Source organism: Streptomyces sp. NPDC052036 (assembly GCF_040680495.1).
In the GTDB taxonomy this organism is placed as follows: domain Bacteria; phylum Actinomycetota; class Actinomycetes; order Streptomycetales; family Streptomycetaceae; genus Streptomyces.
Genome location: NZ_JBFAWW010000017.1, coordinates 39,356 through 61,409, shown reverse-complemented (window position 1 = coordinate 61,409; position 22,054 = coordinate 39,356). Strand labels below are relative to the sequence as shown.

19 protein-coding genes are annotated in these 22,054 nt (G+C 72.6%); 8 read left to right on the top strand and 11 right to left on the bottom strand.

Annotation, left to right across the window (positions count from 1 at the left end; genetic code table 11):
* Positions 1 to 8: 8 nt before the first annotated feature.
* From AB0L95_RS23350 to AB0L95_RS23340, 3 genes are all read right to left on the bottom strand, one after another.
* Positions 9 to 800 carry a DUF429 domain-containing protein gene (locus AB0L95_RS23350; protein WP_365164067.1) on the bottom strand — a complete coding sequence of 264 codons (792 nt, stop codon included), beginning with the start codon at positions 798 to 800 and terminating at the stop codon, positions 9 to 11.
* 18 nt (positions 801 to 818) lie between these two features.
* The gene (locus AB0L95_RS23345) at positions 819 to 3,284 is read right to left on the bottom strand and encodes a SpoIIE family protein phosphatase (protein WP_365164066.1); all 2,466 of its coding nucleotides are present in this window, start codon (positions 3,282 to 3,284) and stop codon (positions 819 to 821) included.
* Positions 3,285 to 3,380: 96 nt separating this feature from the next.
* Positions 3,381 to 4,094: a ScbR family autoregulator-binding transcription factor gene (locus AB0L95_RS23340; RefSeq protein WP_365164064.1), complete on the bottom strand. Its 714-nt coding sequence runs from the start codon at positions 4,092 to 4,094 to the stop codon at positions 3,381 to 3,383.
* A 210-nt stretch (positions 4,095 to 4,304) separates the two neighbouring features.
* Here AB0L95_RS23340 and AB0L95_RS23335 point away from each other — a divergent pair, with 210 nt between their 5' ends.
* The gene (locus AB0L95_RS23335) at positions 4,305 to 5,153 is read left to right on the top strand and encodes a ScbA/BarX family gamma-butyrolactone biosynthesis protein (RefSeq protein ID WP_365164062.1); all 849 of its coding nucleotides are present in this window, start codon (positions 4,305 to 4,307) and stop codon (positions 5,151 to 5,153) included.
* A 269-nt stretch (positions 5,154 to 5,422) separates the two neighbouring features.
* Positions 5,423 to 6,199 (top strand): HAD family phosphatase, encoded by a 777-nt coding sequence (locus AB0L95_RS23330; RefSeq protein ID WP_365164061.1) that lies wholly within the window; start codon positions 5,423 to 5,425, stop codon positions 6,197 to 6,199.
* 64 nt (positions 6,200 to 6,263) lie between these two features.
* On the opposite strand, the gene AB0L95_RS23325 is transcribed toward AB0L95_RS23330, so the two are convergent.
* From AB0L95_RS23325 to AB0L95_RS23310, 4 genes are all read right to left on the bottom strand, one after another.
* Positions 6,264 to 7,028 (bottom strand): metallophosphoesterase, encoded by a 765-nt coding sequence (locus tag AB0L95_RS23325; protein WP_365164060.1) that lies wholly within the window; start codon positions 7,026 to 7,028, stop codon positions 6,264 to 6,266.
* The gene (locus AB0L95_RS23320; protein ID WP_365164059.1) at positions 7,025 to 7,315 is read right to left on the bottom strand and encodes a BON domain-containing protein; all 291 of its coding nucleotides are present in this window, start codon (positions 7,313 to 7,315) and stop codon (positions 7,025 to 7,027) included. Before AB0L95_RS23320 ends, AB0L95_RS23325 begins: the two co-directional genes overlap by 4 nt.
* Positions 7,312 to 8,004, bottom strand: a complete 693-nt coding sequence (locus AB0L95_RS23315) for a hypothetical protein (RefSeq protein WP_365164057.1) — start codon at positions 8,002 to 8,004, stop codon at positions 7,312 to 7,314. Before AB0L95_RS23315 ends, AB0L95_RS23320 begins: the two co-directional genes overlap by 4 nt.
* A 346-nt stretch (positions 8,005 to 8,350) precedes the next feature.
* Positions 8,351 to 8,731 (bottom strand): hypothetical protein, encoded by a 381-nt coding sequence (locus AB0L95_RS23310; RefSeq protein ID WP_365164056.1) that lies wholly within the window; start codon positions 8,729 to 8,731, stop codon positions 8,351 to 8,353.
* Between the two features lie 282 nt (positions 8,732 to 9,013).
* On the opposite strand from AB0L95_RS23310, the gene AB0L95_RS23305 reads away from it, so the two are divergent.
* Positions 9,014 to 11,446, top strand: a complete 2,433-nt coding sequence (locus tag AB0L95_RS23305) for a SpoIIE family protein phosphatase (protein WP_365164055.1) — start codon at positions 9,014 to 9,016, stop codon at positions 11,444 to 11,446.
* Positions 11,447 to 11,458: 12 nt separating this feature from the next.
* On the opposite strand, the gene AB0L95_RS23300 is transcribed toward AB0L95_RS23305, so the two are convergent.
* Together AB0L95_RS23300 and AB0L95_RS23295 are read right to left on the bottom strand one after the other, a co-directional pair.
* Positions 11,459 to 14,269, bottom strand: a complete 2,811-nt coding sequence (locus AB0L95_RS23300) for a SpoIIE family protein phosphatase (protein WP_365164054.1) — start codon at positions 14,267 to 14,269, stop codon at positions 11,459 to 11,461.
* Positions 14,270 to 14,373: 104 nt separating this feature from the next.
* Positions 14,374 to 15,117 (bottom strand): SOS response-associated peptidase, encoded by a 744-nt coding sequence (locus tag AB0L95_RS23295; RefSeq protein ID WP_365164052.1) that lies wholly within the window; start codon positions 15,115 to 15,117, stop codon positions 14,374 to 14,376.
* Positions 15,118 to 15,338: 221 nt separating this feature from the next.
* Between AB0L95_RS23295 and ppk2 the strand changes: the two genes are divergently transcribed.
* From ppk2 to AB0L95_RS23275, 4 genes are all read left to right on the top strand, one after another.
* The gene (gene ppk2 / locus AB0L95_RS23290) at positions 15,339 to 16,142 is read left to right on the top strand and encodes a polyphosphate kinase 2 (protein WP_365164050.1); all 804 of its coding nucleotides are present in this window, start codon (positions 15,339 to 15,341) and stop codon (positions 16,140 to 16,142) included.
* Between the two features lie 58 nt (positions 16,143 to 16,200).
* On the top strand, positions 16,201 to 17,100 hold the full coding sequence (locus AB0L95_RS23285) for a DMT family transporter (protein ID WP_365164048.1): 900 nt from the start codon (positions 16,201 to 16,203) through the stop codon (positions 17,098 to 17,100).
* A gap of 289 nt (positions 17,101 to 17,389) precedes the next feature.
* Positions 17,390 to 18,355 carry a glycosyltransferase gene (locus AB0L95_RS23280; protein WP_365164047.1) on the top strand — a complete coding sequence of 322 codons (966 nt, stop codon included), beginning with the start codon at positions 17,390 to 17,392 and terminating at the stop codon, positions 18,353 to 18,355.
* Positions 18,352 to 19,707 carry a glycosyltransferase gene (locus tag AB0L95_RS23275; protein WP_365164046.1) on the top strand — a complete coding sequence of 452 codons (1,356 nt, stop codon included), beginning with the start codon at positions 18,352 to 18,354 and terminating at the stop codon, positions 19,705 to 19,707. The genes AB0L95_RS23280 and AB0L95_RS23275 overlap by 4 nt, the downstream gene beginning before the upstream one ends.
* Here AB0L95_RS23275 and AB0L95_RS23270 read toward each other — a convergent pair.
* On the bottom strand, positions 19,656 to 19,814 hold the full coding sequence (locus AB0L95_RS23270; RefSeq protein ID WP_365164045.1) for a hypothetical protein: 159 nt from the start codon (positions 19,812 to 19,814) through the stop codon (positions 19,656 to 19,658). The two genes, AB0L95_RS23275 and AB0L95_RS23270, sit on opposite strands and share 52 nt — an antisense overlap.
* A 21-nt stretch (positions 19,815 to 19,835) precedes the next feature.
* Complete coding sequence (locus tag AB0L95_RS23265) at positions 19,836 to 20,363, bottom strand: hypothetical protein (protein ID WP_365164044.1); 528 nt, start codon at positions 20,361 to 20,363, stop codon at positions 19,836 to 19,838.
* Positions 20,364 to 20,629: 266 nt separating this feature from the next.
* On the opposite strand from AB0L95_RS23265, the gene AB0L95_RS23260 reads away from it, so the two are divergent.
* Complete coding sequence (locus tag AB0L95_RS23260) at positions 20,630 to 22,039, top strand: cytochrome ubiquinol oxidase subunit I (RefSeq protein WP_365164042.1); 1,410 nt, start codon at positions 20,630 to 20,632, stop codon at positions 22,037 to 22,039.
* Positions 22,040 to 22,054: the final 15 nt, after the last annotated feature.

Genomic DNA, 22,054 nt, shown 5'->3' with positions numbered 1-22,054 from the left:
GGCTCCCGTCAGCGGCGTAGGGCGGCGAGGTCGGTACCGGGCAGATGGATCCAGCCCTCCCGCCGGGCCGCCTCGCGTTCCTCCGGGGAGCGCGGCCACTGGGTGTCACCGAGGCCGACGGAGCGCGCGACCAGGGCGCAGACGAAGGCGTCGAGGTGGTCGTGGCTGCCGGCACAGATCGTGCGCAGCGGTTCGGGCAGGGGCGCTCCCAGGCCCGCTTCGAGCGAGCGGACGATGTCCTCCCGGACGGAACGCGCCTCGGGTGTACCACTTTTGTAGCTCCGGGCCGGGCGGATCCCCCACCGCCGCAGCGCCGCGGCGGGATAGACCTCGGCGACCGGCCCGGATCCGTCCCGGGGTACGGCGGCGCCGTCGGCGGCGAGGCGGTCCAGCAGACGGGCCGCCCGTAGCGCCACGACGCCGAGCAGGTCGGTGGACACCGACAGCGGCGGTCGCATCGCGGTCGCTTTCCATGTGAGGTCGTCCGTCAGCCGGAACCGCAGCGCGTCCAGGCCCGCTCTGCCGTCCGTCCGCTCCGTGAACCGGACCGGCTCGGGCAGCCGCTCGCCCCGGTGATGGGCCTCGACGGTGGCCACGAAGTGCGACGGCCAGCCCAGCGGGCAGTCCAGGCCCGTCTTGTCCGCCGTCCGGACCAGCTCCAGCAGGTCCTCGTCGTCCCGTGGCACCACGAACTCCGCCGACGGGCCGCCCTCGTCCGTCCAGCGCACCCGGCACACCGCCGTACGCCGTGCGCTCGCGGCCAGGTCGATGCCGACCGTCACCGCCTGCCCTCGTGTCATGCGCCCATTCTCGACCGTTCATATCGGCTGCATCTCAGGCGTGAGCGGGAGTTCGGCCCAGATGGTCTTGCCGGAGCGGTGGTGGCGGCTGCCCCAGCGCTGAGAGAGCTGGGCGACGATGAGGAGGCCGCGGCCGCCCTCGTCGGAGAGGCGGGCGCGCCGCAGATGCGGCGCGGTGCTGCTGGCGTCGCCTACCTCGCAGATCAGGGCCGTGTCCCGGATGAGCCGGAGATACACCGGCGGGGAGCCGTAGCGGATCGCGTTGGTGACCAGCTCGCTGACCACGAGTTCGGCGACGAAGGCGGTGTGCCCGAGCTGCCAGGTGGCCAGCCGCTCGCAGGCGAGTTCGCGGGCCAGGGCGACGACGGAAGGCTCGCACGGCAGTTCCCAGGTGGCCACGCGGTCGGCGCTCAGGGCCCGGGTCCGGGTCAGCAGGAGCACGACGTCGTCGGTGCGGGCCTCGGGCAGCAGACTGCCGAGCGCTCGGTCGCATGTCTCCTCCAGCGGGCGGCCGGGGTCGGCGAGGGCGGCGCGCAACAGATCGCAGGCCTCGTCCACGTCGCGTGCCGGGGACTCGATCAGCCCGTCGGTGTAGAGGGCGAGGACGCTGCCCTCCGGGACGGCGAACTCCGCGGACTCGAAGGGCAGGCCGCCGAGGCCCAGCAGCGGCCCGGCCGGCAGGTCAAGGAAGCGGACATCGCCGTCCGGGGTGGCCAGGGCGGGCAGCGGGTGGCCGGCTCTGGCCATGGAGCAGCGCCGGGAGACGGGGTCGTAGACCGCGTACAGACAGGAGGCGCCGACCTCGCCCGAACTAGGGGCGGAGCGGCCGGCGGGGTCGGCGGCCTCGTTGCGGTCCATGAGCAGCACGAGGTCGTCGAGGTGGGTGAGCAGTTCGTCGGGAGCCAGGTCCACATCGGCCAGGGTGCGCACCGCCGTACACAGCCGGCCCATGGTCGCCGAGGCCGTGATGCCGTGGCCGACCACGTCCCCCACCACGAGGGCCACCCTGGCCCCGGACAGGGGGATGACGTCGAACCAGTCGCCGCCGATGCCGGCACCGGCGTGGGCGGGCAGATACCGGGAGGCGGTCTCGACGGCGGGGTGGTGCAGCGCGGGGTGCGGGAGGATGGTCTGCTGCAGGGCGAGCGCGGTGGCGCGTTCCTGGCCGTAGCGGCGGGCGTTGTCGACGTGGACCGCCGCACGGGCGCTCAATTCTTCGGCGAGCCGCAGATCGTCCGCCTCGAAGGGCGCGGGGTTGCGGTGGCGGAAGAACAGCGCCAGCCCGAGCGTGATCCCCCGGGCCCGCAGCGGTACGGCCATGAAGGAGTGGATCCCGAACTCGCGGATCTTGCGGGCGCGCGCGGGCGAGCTCTCCGCCCACCAGTGCGTGATGTCCTCGGCGCGGTGCAGGGCGCCCCGGCCCGCGGCGAGGGCGCGTCCGGGCGGGGAGTCCTCCGGATAGGTGTAGGTGCCCCCGATGGGGACCACCGACTCGGGACACCGCGGGAGGACCGAGCGCTGGGCGGTTCTGCGGAAGACGAGGAGGCTGTGCGGTCCGCTGACCGTCTCCTCGCCCTTGAGGACGCTGTCGAGCAGGTCCACCAGCACGAAGTCGGCGAAGTGGTCCGTGCCGACCGCCGCCAGCTCGTCGGCGGTGCGGCTGAGGTCGAGGGTGGTGCCGATCCGCAGCGCCGCCTCGTTGAGGACGACCAGACGTCTGCGGGCGCGGTACTGCTCGGTGGTGTCCACGGCCGCCGCGGACATGCCGCAGACCTGGCCGCCGGGGCCGCGTACGGGATACAACGACAGCAGCCACACCCGCGAACCGGCGGTGTCGGAGCCGGGCGAGTGCGCCTCGCACATCACCGTTCTCCCGGTGCGCAGGACCTCCGTCATGGCTTCGCCGATGCCCTGCAGCCCCAGCAGTGTGTTCCCGCACCGGGACTCCCCGATGGGCCAGCCGAGGAGTTCGTGGTCCTGCCGGCCCGACTCGCGCCGCATGGCGGTGTTGACCTCCAGCCGCACTCCCCTGCGGTCGTAGATGGCCATGGGCAGCGGCAGCTGGTCCAGCGCCCACTGTTTGAGGAGCGCGGTGTCCGGTTCGCCGACGTTCCCCGGTGGGAGTCCGGACGGCTCGACGCCCTCGGCGGTGAGGAGCCAGTACGTCTTCCCGGTCGCGTCCCGCAACGGTTCGGCCCGCAGCGTCCAGGCCAGCGGGTGGCCGTCCCGGTGCCGGAGGGCGATGCGGGCGCTCCAGATCTCCCGCCGGGCGTGGCTGCGCAGGACGGCCGACGGCGGGGGCTCAGCCAGCAGCTCCGTCGCGGGCCGGCCGACCAGGTCCTCCGGCTCGTAGCCGAGGAGCCGGCAGATGCCCGGGCTCAGCGCGGTCACGATGCCCCGCGGATCCACGATGACCCCAGCGTCCGGCGCGGGCTCCCGCCTCGTGAAACGGTGTCTGTCCGGTATCGCGGAGCCCTGCGCCATGTCGTCGCCCTCGTTCTGTCGTCCGGGCCCCGCCGGGAGTCCTCGACGGGCCGATCCGCAGCACTGCGTCCAGGCTGCTCCCGCGCTGGGCCTTTCTCAACCGCTGATCACTCCGGGGCGCGGCGCCGGGTCGTGCGGTCCGGCCGTGCGGTGGGCCGTCAGGGCGTGGTCGCCGTCCGCCGGGCCCGTGGCGCGGCCGCTCACCTCGGCGAGCAGTGCCCGGGGTGCGGGGCCGACCTGGAGGCCGGGCAGAAGCAGCAGCCAGAGATCGGTCAGGCGGTCCTCGATCAGTACGCGGTCGTCGAGGGCGTCGGAGAGGGTGTGCAGTCCGAAGAACGCGGCGACCAGGGTGGGGGCGTCGCGGCTGGGTTCCGCGTGGGGGGCGAGATCGCCTTCCGCCCGGGCTCGGGCCAGCATGCGCTCGACCGTGGCGATCCAGTCGACGAAGGGCGGGGGCATCTCCACGGCGATGGACCGGCGCTCGGCCCAGAGCCGGGCGCCCGCACGGACGAGGACGTCGTCCCGGAAGGCGCGGGCGACCGCGAAGCTCAGGCGTACCAGCTTCCGGAGGGTGGGTTCGAGGGCGGCCTCGTGGTGCGCCACCAGGGCCGGCCAGGCGGCGAAATGTGCTTCGACCACGGCCAGCGCGAGCTGTTCCTTGTTGGTGTAGTGGAAATAGATCGCCCCGCTGGTGCGGCCGGACCGTTCGCTGATGTCATTGATGCTGGTCGCCGCGTATCCCCGTTCGAAGAACAGGTGAGCCGCCGCCTGCAAGACGGCTCGGCGGGTTTCTTCTGCCCGATCCTGCACGTGTGTTCCTTTGTCTGTCGGTGGAGCGCGAGAGGAATGTAGCCCTCCTGCCGCGCGGGCACGAGGCCGCGCATGCGGAACCAACAATTGTCTTATTAGCTGTATTACATGGACTCTCGGCAGCCGATACGGGGCGCGCAGAATTCGCTCGACGGGTGCACCCGGGGCGCCTCCGGGGCCTGTTGTCCCGCGCTGAGTTGGTCCCGGACCGTGGCACGTGAATGCGTGCACCGGGTCTCGGTGGCCGAGGTCCTGCTCACGGATGTCCGCCGCTGTGGTCCGCTCAGCTTCTGCGCGGCGGCGGCCTGGACGCGCTCGCATCCCACGTTCCCCCGTGGACGCGACGACCGCCACAGCCCGTGGATGGTCGTGGAGACGCTGCGCCAACTCGGCATCTGCATTCCGCTGCGCCACTTCGACGTGCCGCCCACGGCCCGCTTCCTGATCCACGACGTGGCGTACGAACTCGACCCGGCGGCCGAACCCCGGGCGCCCCACGGCGCGAGCGAGATCACCTGCCTGGCATCCGTCGGGGACGTGCGCACCGACCGGAGCGGGACCACGGTGACGGGTCTGCGGATGCGGGTCGCGTTCCTCGCCGGGGACCGGGCGTTCGCGCACGCGGCGGGCGGGGCGCGGTTCCTCGACGCCGGGCGGTACGCCGCCCTGAGATCCGGCGCCGCCCCGGCCGGGCACACGGACCGGCAGCCTCGGCCCGAACCGGCCCTGCTGGGGCTGGACTCGGCGTCGGACGTCATCGTCTCCCTGGCGGGCGACGACGTCCTCCTGGATCCCGTCGACCCCCGGCACCCCTTCCTCTTCGACCACGGCACGGACCATGTGCCCGGGATGGCCCTGCTGGAGGCGGCGCGCCAGGCCGTCGCCCTGCGCAGCGGCGGGCGGCTGCTGCGGCCGGTCTCCTGCCGGATGACCGCACTGCGGTTCACCGAACACCGGCCGCCCGCCGTCATTCACTGTTCCGAATACGGCCGTTCGGCCCTCTTTCATTGCCGTCAGGGAGGCGCCCAGACCGTCACGGGAATGCTGCGCTATCGCTGAGATGTCACCCACACGTGGGTATTGCGTCGGCAATTCTCCCCAACGTGTCAAACAGAGCGTAGCGTTCATTATGTTTCTGGTTCCGGATGCGCCCGGGACCACGGCAGTGTGCGGTGTACGACCACCGCACGAGTGAACGGGCCACCGTCGCACTGCGCTTCACTCTTCTCCGCAGTGAATCGACCCCCACAGGCGCACCGGAACCCTCCACCGGCGGATCGCGCCGCCCTTCGGCAGTTCCGTCCTGCACCAGAACGGCAAGCAAGCACATGACCCCCCATCGCATCCTCGACTGGACACCCCAGGCCGTCGTCTTCGACTGCGACGGCACCCTGGTGGACTCCGAACGCCACTGGCAACAGGCCCGCGACATCGTTCTGCGCGAGAACGGCGCCGCCCCCGACCCGGAGTTCACGCACAGCAGCAAGGGCCTGCACTACACCGAGTGCGGCGCCCTCATGGCACGCCTCATCGGCAAACCGGACAGCAGCGAGGAGATGGCCGGGCAACTCCTGGCCGCCTTCCGCGCACTGGTGGCGCAGTGCCCCATGGCCATGCCCGGAGCGCCGGGTCTGGTGAGGGGCCTGGGCCGGTTCGCTCCCCTGGCCGTCGCCAGCAACTGCCCCGCCGACGTCGTGGAGTTCAGCCTCCAGTCCGTGGGCCTGAGACAGCACTTCCGGCATATCGTCGTGCCGGAGCCGGGAGTTGCGCCGAAGCCGTCTCCCGACACCTATGCCGAGGCCGTACGGCGCCTGGGCGTGGACTGCGGCGGCGCCCTGGCGGTCGAGGACTCGCTCAGCGGCCTGAAGGCGGCCGTCGGTGCGGGACTGCGGGTGATCGGGGTCGGCCGGAATCCCGGCCCCGAAGCCCTGGACCTCGCGGATCTGTGGGTGGACACACTGGCGGACCCGGAGCTGGTGGCCTGGGCGGAGAGCCGGTCCACGCCCCGTGGGGAGGAGACCGGCACACCGCGGACCACCCCACCACGGCCGAAGGTTCCCCACCAGGGCGGCCGGGCCCAGTCCGAGACCAGGACCACTCTCTGACATCACCGGGCGCGCCACGGGCGCTCCGGGGGACGTACGGCTCCAAAAGGGCGGGCGGTCCGGCTCAGTCCGGTGCCGTGCCGGACACGTCGGCGGTCAGCGGCTCGCGCGCATGCAGGTGGTACACGCGGAAGGCCCGTCCGATGACCGGCTGGGCCACGTTCCGCACCTTGACGCCGCCGCTGGTCATGCCGTGTTCCGTACCGGCGTGGGCGTGCCCGTGCACCGCGAGGTCCGCACCGGCCGTGTCGATCGCCTCGGCCAGCAGATAGCTGCCGAGGAAGGGGTAGATCTCCGGCGGCTCCCCGGCCAGCGTCTCCGGCACGGGGGAATAGTGGGTGAGGGCGATGCGTACATCACAGCCCTGCTCGTCCAGTTCCTCCAGGGCCGCCCGCAGGGCGTCGGCGCACCGCCGTGAGCACCGTACGAACTCCTTCATCAGCGGCTCGCCGAACTCGCCCGCGCTACGGCCGACGAAACCGCCCCCGAATCCCTTGGTCCCGGCCACGCCGACCCTGGTGTCCCCGACGCTCATGACGGTTCCGCCCCCTTCGAGGACTCGGGCGCCCGAGTCCTCCAGGACGGCCGCGACCTCGTCCGGCCGCTCGTCGTGGTGATCGTGGTTGCCCAGCACCGCCACGACCGGCACCGGCAGCTCCCTGACCTCCCCTGCCACCACCCGTGCCTCCTCCAGGGCGCCGTGGCGGGTGAGGTCGCCGGCCAGCAACAGCACGTCGGCGCACTCGGCAAGGGACTCGAAGGCCGGGCGGAGCGCGCCCTGGGTCTCCGGCCCCATATGGATGTCTCCGACCGCCGCCACCCGGATCATGCGAGTTCCTCCGCCTGGCCGGGCGCGGAAGCCTCCGCCACCACGATGTCGCTGTGGACCGGCACTCCCGCCAGTTCCTCCCGCACGATGCCCAGGATCTCCTCGCGGCACTGCGCGGAGGCGACCGTGCCGGTCAGCTGCACGGCCTGACCGCGTACCTCGACCCGTACGCCCAGCTCACCGGGGTGACCGGCGGCGAGACGATCGAGAAGGTGGGCGACGCGGTACTCCGTGTTGCCGGCCGCCGGAGCACCGGAGTGCGCCCGCCCTGCGTCGCGGTTGCTCATGGCGCCTCCTTCCGCGGGCCGATGACGTTCAGGCGTTCGAGGAGAAAGAAGAACGCGGCAGGCATGGGGTCCTCGCCGCAGTGCCGCCGCACCTGATCCCAGTCGACCTTCTCGCGCAGCGCGCGGGCGACGGGAAGGACCGCGCCGAAGTCGCAGTGGTGCTCGGAGAAGGCGGCGATCAGGCTCCACAGCAGATCTGTGGGCGACAGCACGGGCATCCGCACCGAGGCGACGGGGAGTTCCTGCGCCCGACCGAGCATGTCCGTGGAGACGGGGCGGTGCGCCAGTTCGAAGATGACGTCGATGTCCTGGTCGAAGCACTTGGCCTTCAGCAGCCAGTCCTCCGGGGGGCTGTACACCGTGAGTCCCGCGCCGTGCAGCGTGGCCGCGACCGCCTCGGCGTCCTCGGGCCGCACACAGAAATCCGCGTCGTGCTGAAGGTGCTCGCTTCCCCCGTGCGCGTAGACCGCGACGCTCCCGGCCAGGGCGAACATATGCCCCTCCCGCTTCAGGAGGGCGCCCACGCGCTTGGTCGCCTCCAGGATCGCCTGGCTGTGATCGGGAGGCAGGCCCTGCTCGGGCGGCTGAGGGTGACGCCCCGGTCGCCGCTCGGACGGTGTCGCCGCCAGACGGAGTTCGGGCGTCCCGGACGGCCGGGCCGGCGTCACGTCGTCCCCGTTCTGCGTCATGACCACTCCATGTGCCGCACCGGGCAGCCCCTGACCTGTGCTGTCCGGTTCCGGACGACTTCGGTGCTCCCCTGAGTACCCGATGCGCCCTCTTCGACACAGCACATCCCGACCGGGGCGCACGGCGGCGGCCGGCGCGCGACGGATGGCGTGGGGCGGGAGCCGCTACGTGGGCTCGATCCGGTGGAGCAGCTGGTCCCGGCGGCCGGCAGGCCGGTCGCGGTCCTCGGTCGGGGCCCGGAGAACGCCGCTACGGCGGCGGGGCGGCGACGAGGAGCGGGGCCGGGTGGCCGCCGCGGTGGGGACGGAGCGGGGGCCCGAAGGGCGCCCGACGGTCACCCGGAGGTCAGCGAAGGGAAGCGTGCCCGGCGAACTGGTTCACCTGGCCCATGATCCAGGCGTCGGACGTCACCGACCGGTGCGCGACCGAGTGGTCGAACATCGCCACCTGGCCCGCGATCCAGGTGTCGGACGTCACCGTGCGGTGCGCCGCCGTGGGGGCGAACATCGCCAGCTGGTCCGCGATCCAGGGGTCCATGCGGCCGTTCACCGTGGTGTGCTCGGCGGCACCGGCGTGGCCACCCTGGACGACGGCGACCTGGGCGGCTATGTGCCCGGTCGTCTGGGGGGCGGCCGCCGCGGCGGGGCCTCCGGCGGCGAAGACAGCGCCGCCGACGAACGCGGCGGAAACCGCCGCAGTGGCCATACGCCGCACGAGCTTGTTCATGGTCATTCCTCCTTGCACCACCGGTGTTTCACGATTGCGAACACCGCGGTCACCGCCGTTGTTCCGGCATCCCTCACGCTACGCCGCAGCATGTAGTTGAACAATGAACTACATGGGTGAGCCGCATCACGCGCCGGGCCGCACCGAGCGTCGATCACGCGCCGCCGAGCGAGCGGCGCGGGCGCCTGCCAATCTGAGAGACGTACCGGTCGTCCGGCAATGCGTCGGGCGACGCGAGCCACGGGCGGACGGCACGGACCACCGGGCGAGTGGAGGGTTGCGATGACCACTCCAGACAAGGTGCCGGGCAGCGGTGACGTACCGGCGACACCGCCGGCGAGGATCCTCCTGGACACCGCCGGTGTGATCACCGAGTGGAGCGAGGAGGCCGAGGCCCTGCTGGGCTACGGCCCCGCGGAGATGGTGGGCCGACCGCTGTGGCCGCTCCTCGTCCCTCCCGATCCGGACTCGCCGGCCGACGACGACCGCCTGGTGCGCCTGCGCGACCGGTCCGGCCGCACGGTCGAAACCGAGTGGCGGATGTGCCCGCGTCTCACCGCCGAGGGGGCGGCGGCCTGGACGGTCCTGCTCTCCCGGGCGGACGGGACACAGGGCGGCGACTTCGACCGGGCCGTGCTCGACGCACTGATGACCGAGTCACCGATCGGACTGCACCTTCTCGACACCGACTTGAAGGTGGTGCGGTTCAACATCGCGTCACCCGGCATGCGCGGCGTCCACGCCGAGGACATCATCGGACAGCCTGGCACCGCCGTCGCACCCAGCGTGGTGACCGACACCGTCGTGGACGCGCTGAGGCGGGTGCTGCACACCGGACGGCCGGTCATCGACTTCGCCCAGCCGGGATATCCGCCGGCCGACCACTCCCACGAGCACATGTTCTCCCTGTCGGCATTCCGGCTGTGCGACCGCACCGGAAGGGTCCTCGGAGTGGCCACCCTGCTCCTCGACGTCACGGAACGCCACAAGTACCGACTACGCCTCGAACTGCTCAAGGACGCCAGCATGCGGATCGGCACCACCCTGGACATCGTCCGTACCGCGGACGAGCTGGCCGAGGTCGCGGTCGGCCGGGTGGCCGACGCCGTCTCCGTGGACGTGCTCGACTGCGTCTGCCGGGGCGAGGCACCCGCACCGGGCCCGATCGCAGGGGAGATCACGTTCCGGCGCGTGGCGTTCCGGTCGACCGACGCGGCTGCCCTCCAGCCCGCCTACGCGATCGGCGAGACGGCCTCGTACGGCTTCCCGACACCGCTCACCCAGACCCTGACCGATCTCCGCCCCCGGCTGATACCGCGGATCGACGAGGACGGCGAGTGGCTCGCACACGATCCGCTCAGGAGGGACCGCATCCGCGCCGGCGGGGTGCGGTCGCTGATCGTGGTACCGCTCGCCGCGCGCGGGATCGTGCTGGGCGTGGCGACCCTCTACCGGTCCGTGACACACGATCCCTTCGACCGGGACGATCTGACCGTCGCCACCGAACTCGCCGCGCAGACGGCCCTGTGCGTGGACAACGCCCGTCGCTACACGCGCGAGCGCAACACGGCGCTCACCCTCCAGAACAGCCTGCTCCCCCGGCAGCTGCCCACCCAGAGCGCCGTCGACGTGGCGTTCAGCTTTCTGCCGGGACACGCCGGCGGAACCTGGTACGACGTCATCCCGCTCTCCGGTGCGCGGGTGGCGCTGATGGTCGGGGCCGTGGCGGGCGAGGGCCTGCCCGCCGTCGCCACCATGGGCCGGCTGCGCGCCGCGAGCCGCAGCCTGGCGGCCCTGGACCTGGCGTCCGATGAAGTACTGGCCCACCTGGACGATCTGATGCTCCGTCTGGGCGAGGAGCGCCGTCCCGAGGCCGCCGACGATCCCGTGGAGATGCAGTCGGCCACCGCCTGCTGCACCTGCGTGATCTACGACCCCGCGAACCACCGGGCCGAGGTGGCCTGCGCCGGACATCTGCCCCCGGTCCTCGTCCATCCCGACGGACATGTGCAACCGGTCGACGCGCCCGCGGGGCCTCCGCTCGGCAGCGGCAGCGCTTCGTACGCCCCTTGGGAGACGCAACTGCCCGAGGGAACTCTGATCGCGCTCTACAGCGAGGCACTCGTCGGCAGTCCGGCGGCCGAGGGCATCGCGCGGTTGCAGTGCATCCTCGGCCAGCCGCACGCGAGCGTGCAGGAGGCCTGTGACGCGGTGATCTACTCCGAGTTGTCCGGCCGGCCCACCCTGGACGTCGTGCTGGTACTCGCGCGCACCCGCGTTCTGAGCGAGGACCGGATCGCGTCCTGGACCTTTCCCAGCGATCCCGCGATCGTGGCGACCGCCCGTACCCTGGTCGACCGCCAGCTCGCCGCGTGGGGACTGGGCGCCCTGTCCTTCACGACCGAACTGGTCATCAGCGAGCTGGTCACCAACGCCATCCGGTACGCGCGGGGCACCATCCAGGTACGGCTGATCCGGGACCGCACGCTGATCTGCGAGGTCACCGACGGCAGCAGCGCCGCCCCGCACCTGCGGCACTCGCGCGCCACCGACGAGGGCGGTCGTGGACTCCTGCTCGTCGCCCAGCTCGCGCACCGCTGGGGCACCCGCCGCAACGACCGGGGCAAGACCATCTGGGCCGAACAGACGCTGGACTCCGGACCGGACGACGGGCCACGACCGGACGACGGGCCACCCGCCGCCTCCGCCCCCTGACCCCGGCTGCGCCTACGCCTCGCCGTTGTCGCTGTGCGGCTCGTCCCCGGCGCCCCGCGCCTCCGGCAAGTCCTCGTCGCCGAAGTCCTCGTCGCCGAACGCAAGGAGGGCCTCGGCCGACAGTGCGCCGTCCCCGTCGGGGGACGGCAGTGCCTGCTCGGCCCAGATCACCTTGCCCTGCGGCGTGTACCGGGTGCCCCAGCGCTCGGTCATCTGCGAGACGAGGAACAGGCCCCGGCCCCCCTCGTCGGTCGTCGCGGCGTAGCGCAGATGCGGTGAGGTGCTGCTGCCGTCGGCCACCTCGCAGATCAGCGTGCGGTCATAGATCAGTCGTACATGGATCGGCTCGGAGCCGTGGCGGATCGCATTCGTGATCAGCTCGCTCAGGACGAGCTCCATGATGAAGGCGAGCTCGGACAGGCCCCACTCGTCGAGCTTCTCGGACACGGCCCCGCGCATCCGCGCGACGGCGGCCGGGTCGACCGGCACGTCCCAGTCGGCGATCCGCGCGGGCGGCAGCGGCCGGGTGCGGGCGATGAGCAGCGCCACATCGTCCTTGGGCCGGTCGGGCAGCAGCTCGTCCAGGACGGCCTGGCAGCTGTCCTCCGGCGGCCGGTCGGGGTGGCCCGCCAGCGCCTCGCGCAGCAGTTCCATGCCCACGTCCAGGTCGCGGGTGCGGTCCTCGATGAGGCCGTCGGTGTACAGGACGAGCTGGGTGCCGGCCGCCAGGTCCAGCTCGGCGGTCTGGAACGGCATGCCGCCGAGGCCGAGCGGCGGCCCGGCCGGCAGATCGGCGAAGGTGACGCTGCCGTCGGGGTGGACCAGCGCGGGCGCCAGATGACCCGCGCGCGCCATGGCGCAACGGCGCGCCACGGGATCGTAGATCGCGTACAGGCAGGTGGCGCCCACCACGCCCGCGGCGCTGTCGGTGCCCGCCTCGTCCTGGTCGATGCGTCCGACCAGATCGTCCAGATGGCTGAGCAGTTCGTCGGGCGGCAGGTCGAGGGTGGAGAAGTTGTGCACCGCGGTGCGCAGCCGGCCCATCGTGGCGGCGGCGTGCAGACCGTGGCCGACCACGTCCCCCACGGCCAGTGCCACCCGGCTACCCGACAGGGGGATCACGTCGAACCAGTCGCCGGACACCCCCGACTGGGCGGGCAGGTAGCGGTAGCCGACGTCGAGGGCGCTCTGCTCGGGCAGGGCCCGCGGCAGCAGACTGCGCTGCAGTGTGACCGCGAGGGCGTGCTCACGGGTGTACCGACGGGCGTTGTCGATGCTGACCGCGGCACGGGCCACCAGCTCCTCCGCCAGCGACAGCTCCTCGTCGTCGAACGCGTCGTGCTGCTTGGAGCGCCAGAAGTTGGCCATGCCGAGCACGACACCCCGGGCCGCGATCGGGGCGGCGATGAGGGAGTGGATGCCGTAGTCCAGGATGTTCTTGGTCCGCTGGGGGTCCTGTGCGTGCCAGCCCGTGGCGGTGGACAGATCCGTCACGAGCACCGAGCGGCCCGTGCCATAGCCCCGCGCCTGGGGCGTGGAGGGCAGGAAGTCGATCAGCCGGCCCTTCTCGTACAGCGGATGGTCGTCGCGTACGCCGGCCACGGCGACGCGCCGCATGTCCGTCGCCGTGCCGGCCGGCTCCTCCCCGTGCAGTACGGCGTCGGCGAGATCCACGGTGACGAAGTCGGCGAAACGGGGGACGGCGACCCGGGCCAGCTCGTCGGCGGTGCGGACGACGTCGAGGGTGGTGCCGACGCTCAGCCCGGCGTCGTACAGCAGTTTCAGCCGCTCGCGTGCGACCTGCGCCCTGCCGGACAGTGCCTGCAGCTCGGTCGTGTCGCGCAGCGTGACCACGGTGCCCTTGGGGCCTCCGCCACGGTCCGTGGGCCGCTGGTTGACCGCCAGCAGCCGTTCCCCGGCGAAGTGGACCTCGTCGGTGGCCTCCCGGCCGGAGGCGAGCAGCGCCACCGTCTCCGGGTCGAGGCCCGACAGCCCCGACAGCTCCGACACATGGTGTCCCTCGACGTCCGGGGGCAGCTCCAGCAGCCTGCGGGCCTCGTCGTTCGCCAGCAGCAGCCGCCCGTCGTCGCCGATGATGAGGACCCCTTCGCGTACGGAGTGCAGCACCGCGTCATGGTGCTCGTACATCCGGGTCATCTCGTCCGGGGCGAGGCTGTGGGTCTGCCGCTGCAGCCGTCTGCTCATCAGCGCCGTCCCGCCGGTCGCCAGCGCGAGCGCCCCCGCTCCGGCGCCGAAGATGATCGGCAGCTGGCGGTCCACCTCGCTGACCACGTTCTTCACCTTGAGGCCCGCGGAGACCAGGCCCACCACCTTTCCGGCCGGGTTCTCCACGGGGACGATGGCCTGGACCTCGTGCCCGAGCGGGCCGTGCACGCTCTCGGTGTAGACCTTGCCCGCCAGCGAGGGCCCGATCGTGCCCACGAACCGCTTGCCGATCTTGCTCGGCAGGGGGTGGGTGTAGCGGATGCCCTGGGTGTTCATGACCACGATGAAGTCGACGCCGGAGGCCTTGCGCGCGACCTCCGTCAACGGCTGGAGCACTTTGGACGGATCGGGTGTCTGCAGCGCCGCCAACAGGCCCGGGGAATGGGCGAAGGTCTGGGCCACGGCCACGGAACGGCGTTTGGCCTCGGCGCTGGTGTCCCGCTCCGACTGCAGCACAAGGGCGAACACGGCACAGGCCACGAGCAGCACGACCAGCGCCACCTGCAGAACGAAGACCTGCCCGGCGACGCTTCGCGGGCTCTTGCCTATCAGTGACCGCGACGACACGCGTCGAAACCGGGCGAAACGGTCCGCCATGGACCCTTTGTAGCACTGGTGATCCCGGGTGGCCATGGCCGCGACAGCCGGAGAAGGCCCCGCGGGCGCGGAGGTCTCCCGGGCGGGTCCCGGTCCGTGGGCGGTCAGGGCGCCGCCTCCTCCAGAAGGCGGGGGCCGTCGTTGTGCACGTCGTTGACGGCCGTGGAGACCGGGCGGGCGTCGAGGTGACCGTCCGCGGGCCGGGTGAGCAGGGCGCGCAGTCCGTCCGGGTCCTGATGGTGGGGGTCGAGCCAGGCGCCGTAGTGGTCCGGGGCGATGGCGAGCGGCATACGGGGGTGGATCCGGCCGGCCGCGTCGGTGGCCTCGGTGGTGATGATGGTGCAGGTCGTCAGCCATGCCGCGGGATCGTCGTCGTGCTCGACGGCCGGGTCGCGCCAGTAGGCGTAGAGCCCGGCGAGCGCCATGACCCGGCCGTCCTCGGGGTGGACGAAGTACGGCTGTTTGCGGGTCCTGCCGGTGTCCCGGGCACGCGCCTCCTGCCACTCGTAGAAGCCGTCGGCCGGGAGCAGGCAGCGGTGCTTGACGAAGGCGCGGCGGAAGGCGGGCTTCTCGTGCACGGTCTCCATCCGGGCGTTGATCATCCGCGCGCCGATCTTCACGTCCTCGGCCCAGGACGGCACCAGGCCCCAGCGCAGCGGCCGCAGCTGCCGCCGTACCGGTGCCGCCTCGTCCGCGGTGCGCGGGGCACGTTCCAGAACGGCCCAGACGTCGTCGGTCGGGGCCACGTTCCAGCTCGGTGTCACGGCCTCCTCGGGGCGCCAGTCGGTCACGCGGAAGAGTCGCGCCAGGTCCTCGGGGCCGCGGCTGGAGACATAACGGCCGCACATACCGCCACTGTCTCACGACGCCGCCGGGCCGGCTGGTCGCCGCCTTGCGGACACGCCTGCGCGCAGGTGGCAGGTGCCCCGCCGGGGCGGCCGTCGGGCGGTGGTGAGATCGCGCGCGGGCCGCCGTGCCGATCAGTACGGTGGCGTCCTGATGTGCGCGCGTCCGGCTCGTACCCAGACCGGGCGGGGAGGGACGCACATCCTCGACCTCGGGAGGCGCCATGGCCGGCGACCGTACGGCGACGCTGCCGCGCAGGGCCTACGAACAGGAGCTGCTGCGGCTGCAGACGGAGCTGGTGAAACTCCAGGGATGGGTACGGGCCGCGGGCGCCCGTCTGGTCGTGATCTTCGAGGGACGTGACGCGGCGGGCAAGGGCGGCACCATCAAGCGGGTCACGGAACACCTCAACCCCCGGGTGGCGCGCATCGCGGCGCTGCCCACGCCGACCGAACGCGAACGCACCCAGTGGTACTTCCAGCGCTATGTCGAGCATCTGCCGGCGGCCGGGGAGATCGTGCTGTTCGACCGCAGCTGGTACAACCGGGCCGGTGTCGAGCACGTCATGGGTTTCTGTACGCAGGAGGAGCACCGGCTCTTCCTGCGCCAGTGCCCGATCTTCGAGCGGATGCTCGTGGAGGACGGGATCCTGCTGCGCAAGTACTGGTTCTCGGTGAGCGACGATGTCCAGCAGGAGCGCTTCCGCCGCCGTCTGGAGGATCCCGTACGACGTTGGAAGCTCTCGCCGATGGACCTGGAGTCGATCACGCACTGGGAGGCGTACTCCCGGGCCAAGGACGAGATGATGGTGCACACGGACATCTCGGAGGCCCCCTGGTACGTCGTCGAGAGCGACGACAAGCGCCGGGCGCGGCTCAACATGATGGCCCATCTGCTGGCCTCCGTGCCCTACCACGAGGTGCCGCCGCCGGTGCTGAAGCTGCCGGAGCGGCCGCCGTCGACCGGCTACCAGCGCCCGCCGCGCGATCTGCAGACCTACGTGCCCGACCACGCGGCGAGTCTGTGACGGGGCGGACCGCGGCAGCCCACAGGCCGGGTCCGGCGCGCCGGGGCATGCTGGAGAGGTGATCATCCTCGCAGCGCTGTTCGCCGTCACCGGGGCAGCCAGCAACGCGATGGGCACCGCCTTCCAGCGCAAGGCCGCGTCCACGGTCACCCGCGGCGGCGGCCTGCGGCTGGTGATCGCGCTCGCCCACCGGCCCGTCTGGCTGATCGGTGTCGCCGGAGTCGTCGGTGCCGCGCTGTTCCAGGCGCTCGCCCTGGTGAACGGCCCGATCGCCCTGGTGCAGCCCCTGTTCGTGCTGGAACTGCCGTTCGCCCTGCTGATCGTCAGTCGCCTGATGCACCGGCCCCTGCCGAACACGGGCTGGTGGGCGATCGCCTGCGTGGTGACCGGTCTCGCGCTGGTCCTCGCCGCCGCCGCCCCTTCCGGCGACCGGGACCAGGCGCCCATGGTCCGCTGGTTCCCGGCCCTGGTGGTCTGCCTGGGGTGCATGGCGGTGGCGGTGGCTCTGGCCCGCCCCGGGCGGCCGCCGCTGTTCCGGGCCGCCGTGCTGGCCACGGCCTCGGCCATCGGCAACGCCCTGACCGCCGCGTTGCTCAAGTCCGCGACCGGGACGTTCGCGGCGGCCGGGCTGCCCGGGTTCCTCACCGCCTGGCAGACCTACGGCTTCGCGGTGACCGGTGTCTGCGCCATCCTGCTGCTGGAGAACGCGCTCCAGGCGGGCTGGCTCGCGGCCTCCCAGCCGGCCCTCACCATCGGGGACGCCACGGTGAGCCTGCTGCTCGGCATCACGCTGTTCGACGAGCGGATCCGCACCGGCTGGTGGGTCCTGCCGGAGGCCGTCGGAGTCGCGCTCATCGTGTGGGGCGTGGTCCGGTTGAGCCATGTGGTGCAGAGCGTCCACGGAGGGTCGCAGGACGTCGGCGACCGGCTGAGCCGTACGCCGCCCGTGACGTCCTGAGGGCGCCCGGGCGCCGCCGTTCCCCCTGTCCCGCGCGCCGGGACGGGACGGTGCGGCTGGACCCGGGCGCTGGGCCTCGCCCCGTGCGCATCACCCGAATGCCGTATACCACCGAGCCTCCGGCGCCCCGGCGACAGACGCTGATCGGGTACCTGACGGCCTTCCGCGCGACCGGCGGAAGGCCGTACCGGGCCGTCCGTCTCGTGACGGGGAGAGTGGCCCGAGGTGCTCGCCGGCATGGCCACGCCCCGGTCCGGGGCGGGTCCGGAACGGGACGAGGAGCGACGGTATGAACATCCTGCTGTGGCGTGTGCACAGCTCCTGGACGACGGCGTTCGTCCAGGGCCCCCACACCTACCTCGTCCCCGTGGCACCGGGCCGCGATCCGTACGGACCCGAGCGGGCCCGTACGCTCGCCTGGCCCGCCTCGGTGCGGCAGGTGACACCGGAGGAACTGGGGGCCACGGAGGTGGATCTCGTCCTGTTGCAACGGCCGCACGAGCCGGAGCTGGCCGAGCGGCTCCTCGGCGGCCGCCGGCCCGGCCGTGACCTGCCCGCCGTCTACCTGGAGCACGACGTGCCGGACGGAGACGTCCCCCGCACCCGGCACCCCTTCGCCGACCGGCCGGACCTGACCCTGGTGCACATCACCCACTTCAACCGGCTGTTCTGGGACTCCGGCCGCACCCGCACCGAGGTCATCGAACACGGCGTCGTCGACCCCGGGCACCAGTACACCGGCCGCCTGGCCCGCGCGGCCGTCGTCGTCGACGAACCCGTGCGGCGCGGCCGTGCCCTGGGCACGGACCTGCTGCCCGCCCTCGCCGAGGCCGTGCCGCTGGACGTCTTCGGCAGCGGCACCGACGGCCTGGCCACCCACCTCGGCCTGCCCGGGGAGCGGTGCCGAAGCGCCGATCTGCCCCAGGCGGAGCTGCACCGGGCCATGGCGGAGCGCCGGTTCTATCTGCACCCGATGCGGTGGACGTCCCTCGGACTGCCGCTCGTGGAGGCCATGCACCTCGGCATGCCGGTGGTGGGGCTCGCCACCACGGAAGCCGCCGAGGCGGTCCCGCGCGGCGCCGGCACGCTGTCCACCCGCCCCGACGTCCTGGCCCGCACCGCCCGGCACTATCTGCACGAACCGGAAGCCGCGGCGGCCGACGGCGCCCGCGCCCGGCAGGCGGCCCTCGGCCGGTACGGGCTCAAGCGCTTCCTCGCCGACTGGGAGCGGGTGATGACGGAGGCCTGCTCATGACCACGTCCCTGTATGCCCTCGGCGCCTTCGCCCCGGAGGGTCCCGGCTCGCTCGCCATCGCGCTCGTCTCGGCACACCCCGGCCCGCTCGGCGGGGCCGGCACCGGCGGGCGGAGCACACAGATCGCCGATCTCGCCGGTGCGCTCGCCGAGCGGGGCCACCGGGTGACCCTGTACACCCGCCGCGACGACGCCGATCTGCCGGACCGGGCGGCGCTGCGCGTCGGGGTCGAGCTGCGCCGTGTCCCGGCGGGGCCGCCCGAGCCCCTGTCCATGGACGAACTCCTCCCCCATCTTTGGGAGTTCGGACGGCATCTGGCCAGAACCTGGCGAGTGCGGCCCCCCGACCTGGTCCACTCGCACGGCTGGGTGTCCGGGCTCGCCTCCCTGCGGGTGGTGCGGGAGCTGGGGCTGCCCCTGCTGCACACGTACCACACGCTGGGCACCGTGGCGCGACGACAGCAGCAGCCGACGGGCCCCGGCGATACGAGACGCATCGCCCACGAGAGGGAGGTGGGCCAGGGCTGCGACCACATCATCGCCACCTGCCGGGACGAGGTCGCGGAACTGGGCCGCATGGGCATTCCCAGGGACAGGATCAGCGTCGTGCCGTACGGAGTCGACACCGCCGTGTTCACCCCGCACGGACCGGCCGCCGCACCCGGGACCGCGTGCCATCGGCTGCTCCAGCTGGGCAGCCTCGGCCCGCACCGGGGCACGGCTCTCTCCATCGCCGCGCTGGCTCTGCTGCCCACCGCCGAACTCGTCGTCGTCGGCGGGCCCCCCGCCGACCGGCTCGACGGCGATCCGGAGGTGCGCCGACTGCGTCGTGCCGCCGCGGACGCCGGGGTCGCCGACCGGGTCCGCTTCACCGGCGGGGTACCCGGCCACGAGGTGCCCGCACTGCTGCGGGGCGCTGACGTAGTGGTGTGCCCCACGGACCACGAACCGTTCGGCATCGTGGCGCTGGAGGCGATGGCCTGTGGCAGACCGGTCGTCGCCACCGCCGTGGGCGGCCGACTGGACACGGTCGCGGACCCGAGCACCGGGAGGCTGATACCGCCCGGGGACCCGGACGCCCTCGCCCGGGCCGTCGGCGAGCTGCTCGCCGGCCCAGAGGCCCGGGAGGCGTGCGGCGCGGCGGGCCGGCGCCGCGCGCTGCGCAGATACGGCTGGGAGCGGGTCGCCGCGGCCACCGAGGAGGCGTACTGCGTCGTCCTGGACGCCCAGTGCGCCGTCATGAGGTGGTCCGGGACGGCCGCCGCCGCCCGCCGCGGCCGGGCGCCCGGCGGGCCCGTCGGTCAGGTCCGGGTGTCGCCCGCCGTAGGACCGGCGTCCTCCTCGGTGTCGTAGTCCTCGCCCTCGGCCTGCGAGGGAGTGGTGCGCGGCGGCTGGTCCGGGGCATCCGTCTCGTCCGGGAACCGCTCGCCTTCCGCCTGCGAAGGTGTGGTCTCGCTCATCCCTGCCTCCTCCGGTACGCGTCAGCCGGCCGGCAACGCTTGCTGTGCCTGCCGCAGCCGCAGGTCCTCCAGCACCTGCACCTGCCGCTGTGCCCGTTCGATCAGCTGGTCCAGTCGCTCCGGATCAAGACGCCGGTCACTCTCCGCGATCCGGCGCAGCGACCGCCATGCCGCGGCCTTCCCCTCGACGCCGAGGCGCAGCAGCTCCAGTTCGAGCAGCGTGGTGAGCGGTGAGCGGCCGATGAGACGTCCGTTGCTCTTCAGGCGCCCGACCAGCTCCAGCGCGCCCCCCGCCAGGACCTTGTAGCGGCGCGCCGGAACCCCGAGTTTCCTCATCAGCGCGAGCAGGGTCGCGCGGTCCTCCGTGATCTCCGTCGCGATCGTCCCGAGCGCCGCCTCGTACGGAGAGCCGCGCAGCGACCGGGCCAGGTGGGCCGCGCGGCGGGTCCCCACGGTCGAGCCCGCCAGATGGTCGTTGAGGTAGATGCCGAGCAGGTCCGACCGTCTGGGGCCGGCCCGGCGCGCGACAGCACTCCGAACGTCGTTCATCCCGCCTCACCCCTTTCCCAGCGCCGTGTCCACGGGCGGCCACGGCGCCCGACGAGTACCCGCGCGCCCTGTGCCCCACCCGCCGTGGGGCACGCTCGTCGGCCGTCCGCCGTGCCGGTGCGCCGGTCCCGGGAGCCTGCGGTGATGCTCCGTTCGCGGGAAAACCCACCGGGCACGCGCGGCGCACGCGCTTCGGACCACGAGAGCGGCAACCGTGTCAGAGACTGCCGTCGGTCGGTGGTGCCATGGGAGAGAGGAAGTGTCCGATGGAACCGGTCTTCGTGCTGCCGCGAGCACTCGCCGCCGCCGTCAGGCCGGCCGACCTGGACGCGGCCCGGGCCCAGATGGGCTTCTCCCTCGCCTGGCACATCGTGCTGGCCTGCCTCGGCGTCGGACTGCCCCTGCTGACCCTGCTCGTGGAGTGGTGGGGCTGGCGCACCCAGGACCCCTCGTGCCGGCTGCTGGCACGCCGGTGGGCCCGGGCCATGGGGGTGCTCTTCGCGGTCGGCGCGGTCTCCGGCACGATCCTCAGCTTCGAACTGGGCCTGCTGTGGCCGGGGCTCATGGGGACCTACGGGCAGGTCATCGGGCTGCCGTTCGCCATGGAAGGCGTCGCCTTCTTCATCGAGGCGATCTTCCTCGGCATCTATCTGTACGCGTGGGACAAGCTGTCGCCCCGCCTCCATATGCTCACCGGCGTACCCATCGTCGTCGCCGGAGTGGCATCGGCGTTCTTCGTCGTGTGCGCCAACGCCTGGATGAACCAGCCCCGTGGCTTCACCCTCCGCGATGGCAAGGTCGTCCACGTCGACCCGTGGGCGGCCATGTTCAACCCGGCGACACCGCCGCAGACCACGCACATGATCCTCGCGGCCCTGATGGTGGCGTCCTTCCTCACCGCGAGCGTGTACGCGGTCGCGCTGCTGCGCGGCCGCCAGGACCGCTACCACCGCCTGGGCTTCACCGTTCCGCTGGCCCTGGGCGCGATCGTCGCTCCGGCCCAGCTGGTCGTCGGAGACTGGGCCGCCCGCTTCGTCGCCCACTACCAGCCGGTGAAGCTCGCCGCGATGGAAGGGGTCTACCACACCGGGAGCCATGTCCCGCTGACCCTGGGCGGCATCGCCGGCCGGGGCGGTCTGCAGTACGGGCTGGAGATCCCCAACGGGCTGTCCCTGCTGGTCGGCTTCAGCCCGAGCACCGTGATCAAGGGGCTCGAAGAGGTCCCGCCCGGCGACCGGCCCCCGGTCACCGGGGTCCACATCGCCTTCGACCTCATGGTCGGCTGCGGCATGTTCCTGATCGCGGTCGGAGTCTGGCTGCTCGTGCTCGCGCTGCGCTACCGCCGCCGACCCGGCCCCTGGCTGGAGGGAACCGGCCGACTGCTGCGGATCTTCCTCGCGCTGGGGGCCCTCACCGGTCTCGCGGCGGTCGTGGCCCTGGAGTGCGGCTGGACCGTGACGGAGGAGGGCCGCCAGCCGTGGGTGGTGGTGGGCCTGATGCGCGTGCACGACGCGGTGAACGTCGCTCCGGGACTGAGAATCGGGCTGTGGCTGGTGCTCGCCGTGTATGCGCTGATGACCGTCGCCACGGTGTACGTCCTGCGCCTGCTGACCCACGAGCGGCCCGTCCCCGTCGCGCCCCAGGAGAGCGACGTGGAGGAGTACCCCATTGTCTGACCGCTCACCCGCCGG

Bases quoted from the DNA above. Each gene is read 5' to 3' on its own strand.
- AB0L95_RS23305 (WP_365164055.1), top strand. From the start codon at position 9,014: ATGACCACTCCAGACAAGGTGCCGGGCAGCGGTGACGTACCGGCGACA.
- AB0L95_RS23330 (WP_365164061.1), top strand. From the start codon at position 5,423: ATGACCCCCCATCGCATCCTCGACTGGACACCCCAGGCCGTCGTCTTC.
- AB0L95_RS23315 (WP_365164057.1), bottom strand. From the start codon at position 8,004: ATGACGCAGAACGGGGACGACGTGACGCCGGCCCGGCCGTCCGGGACG.
- AB0L95_RS23265 (WP_365164044.1), bottom strand. From the start codon at position 20,363: ATGAACGACGTTCGGAGTGCTGTCGCGCGCCGGGCCGGCCCCAGACGG.
- AB0L95_RS23310 (WP_365164056.1), bottom strand. From the start codon at position 8,731: ATGAACAAGCTCGTGCGGCGTATGGCCACTGCGGCGGTTTCCGCCGCG.
- AB0L95_RS23300 (WP_365164054.1), bottom strand. From the start codon at position 14,269: ATGGCGGACCGTTTCGCCCGGTTTCGACGCGTGTCGTCGCGGTCACTG.
- AB0L95_RS23275 (WP_365164046.1), top strand. From the start codon at position 18,352: ATGACCACGTCCCTGTATGCCCTCGGCGCCTTCGCCCCGGAGGGTCCC.
- AB0L95_RS23280 (WP_365164047.1), top strand. From the start codon at position 17,390: ATGAACATCCTGCTGTGGCGTGTGCACAGCTCCTGGACGACGGCGTTC.
- AB0L95_RS23260 (WP_365164042.1), top strand. From the start codon at position 20,630: ATGGAACCGGTCTTCGTGCTGCCGCGAGCACTCGCCGCCGCCGTCAGG.
- AB0L95_RS23270 (WP_365164045.1), bottom strand. From the start codon at position 19,814: ATGAGCGAGACCACACCTTCGCAGGCGGAAGGCGAGCGGTTCCCGGAC.
- ppk2 (WP_365164050.1), top strand. From the start codon at position 15,339: ATGGCCGGCGACCGTACGGCGACGCTGCCGCGCAGGGCCTACGAACAG.
- AB0L95_RS23320 (WP_365164059.1), bottom strand. From the start codon at position 7,315: ATGAGCAACCGCGACGCAGGGCGGGCGCACTCCGGTGCTCCGGCGGCC.
- AB0L95_RS23350 (WP_365164067.1), bottom strand. From the start codon at position 800: ATGACACGAGGGCAGGCGGTGACGGTCGGCATCGACCTGGCCGCGAGC.
- AB0L95_RS23345 (WP_365164066.1), bottom strand. From the start codon at position 3,284: ATGGCGCAGGGCTCCGCGATACCGGACAGACACCGTTTCACGAGGCGG.
- AB0L95_RS23325 (WP_365164060.1), bottom strand. From the start codon at position 7,028: ATGATCCGGGTGGCGGCGGTCGGAGACATCCATATGGGGCCGGAGACC.
- AB0L95_RS23295 (WP_365164052.1), bottom strand. From the start codon at position 15,117: ATGTGCGGCCGTTATGTCTCCAGCCGCGGCCCCGAGGACCTGGCGCGA.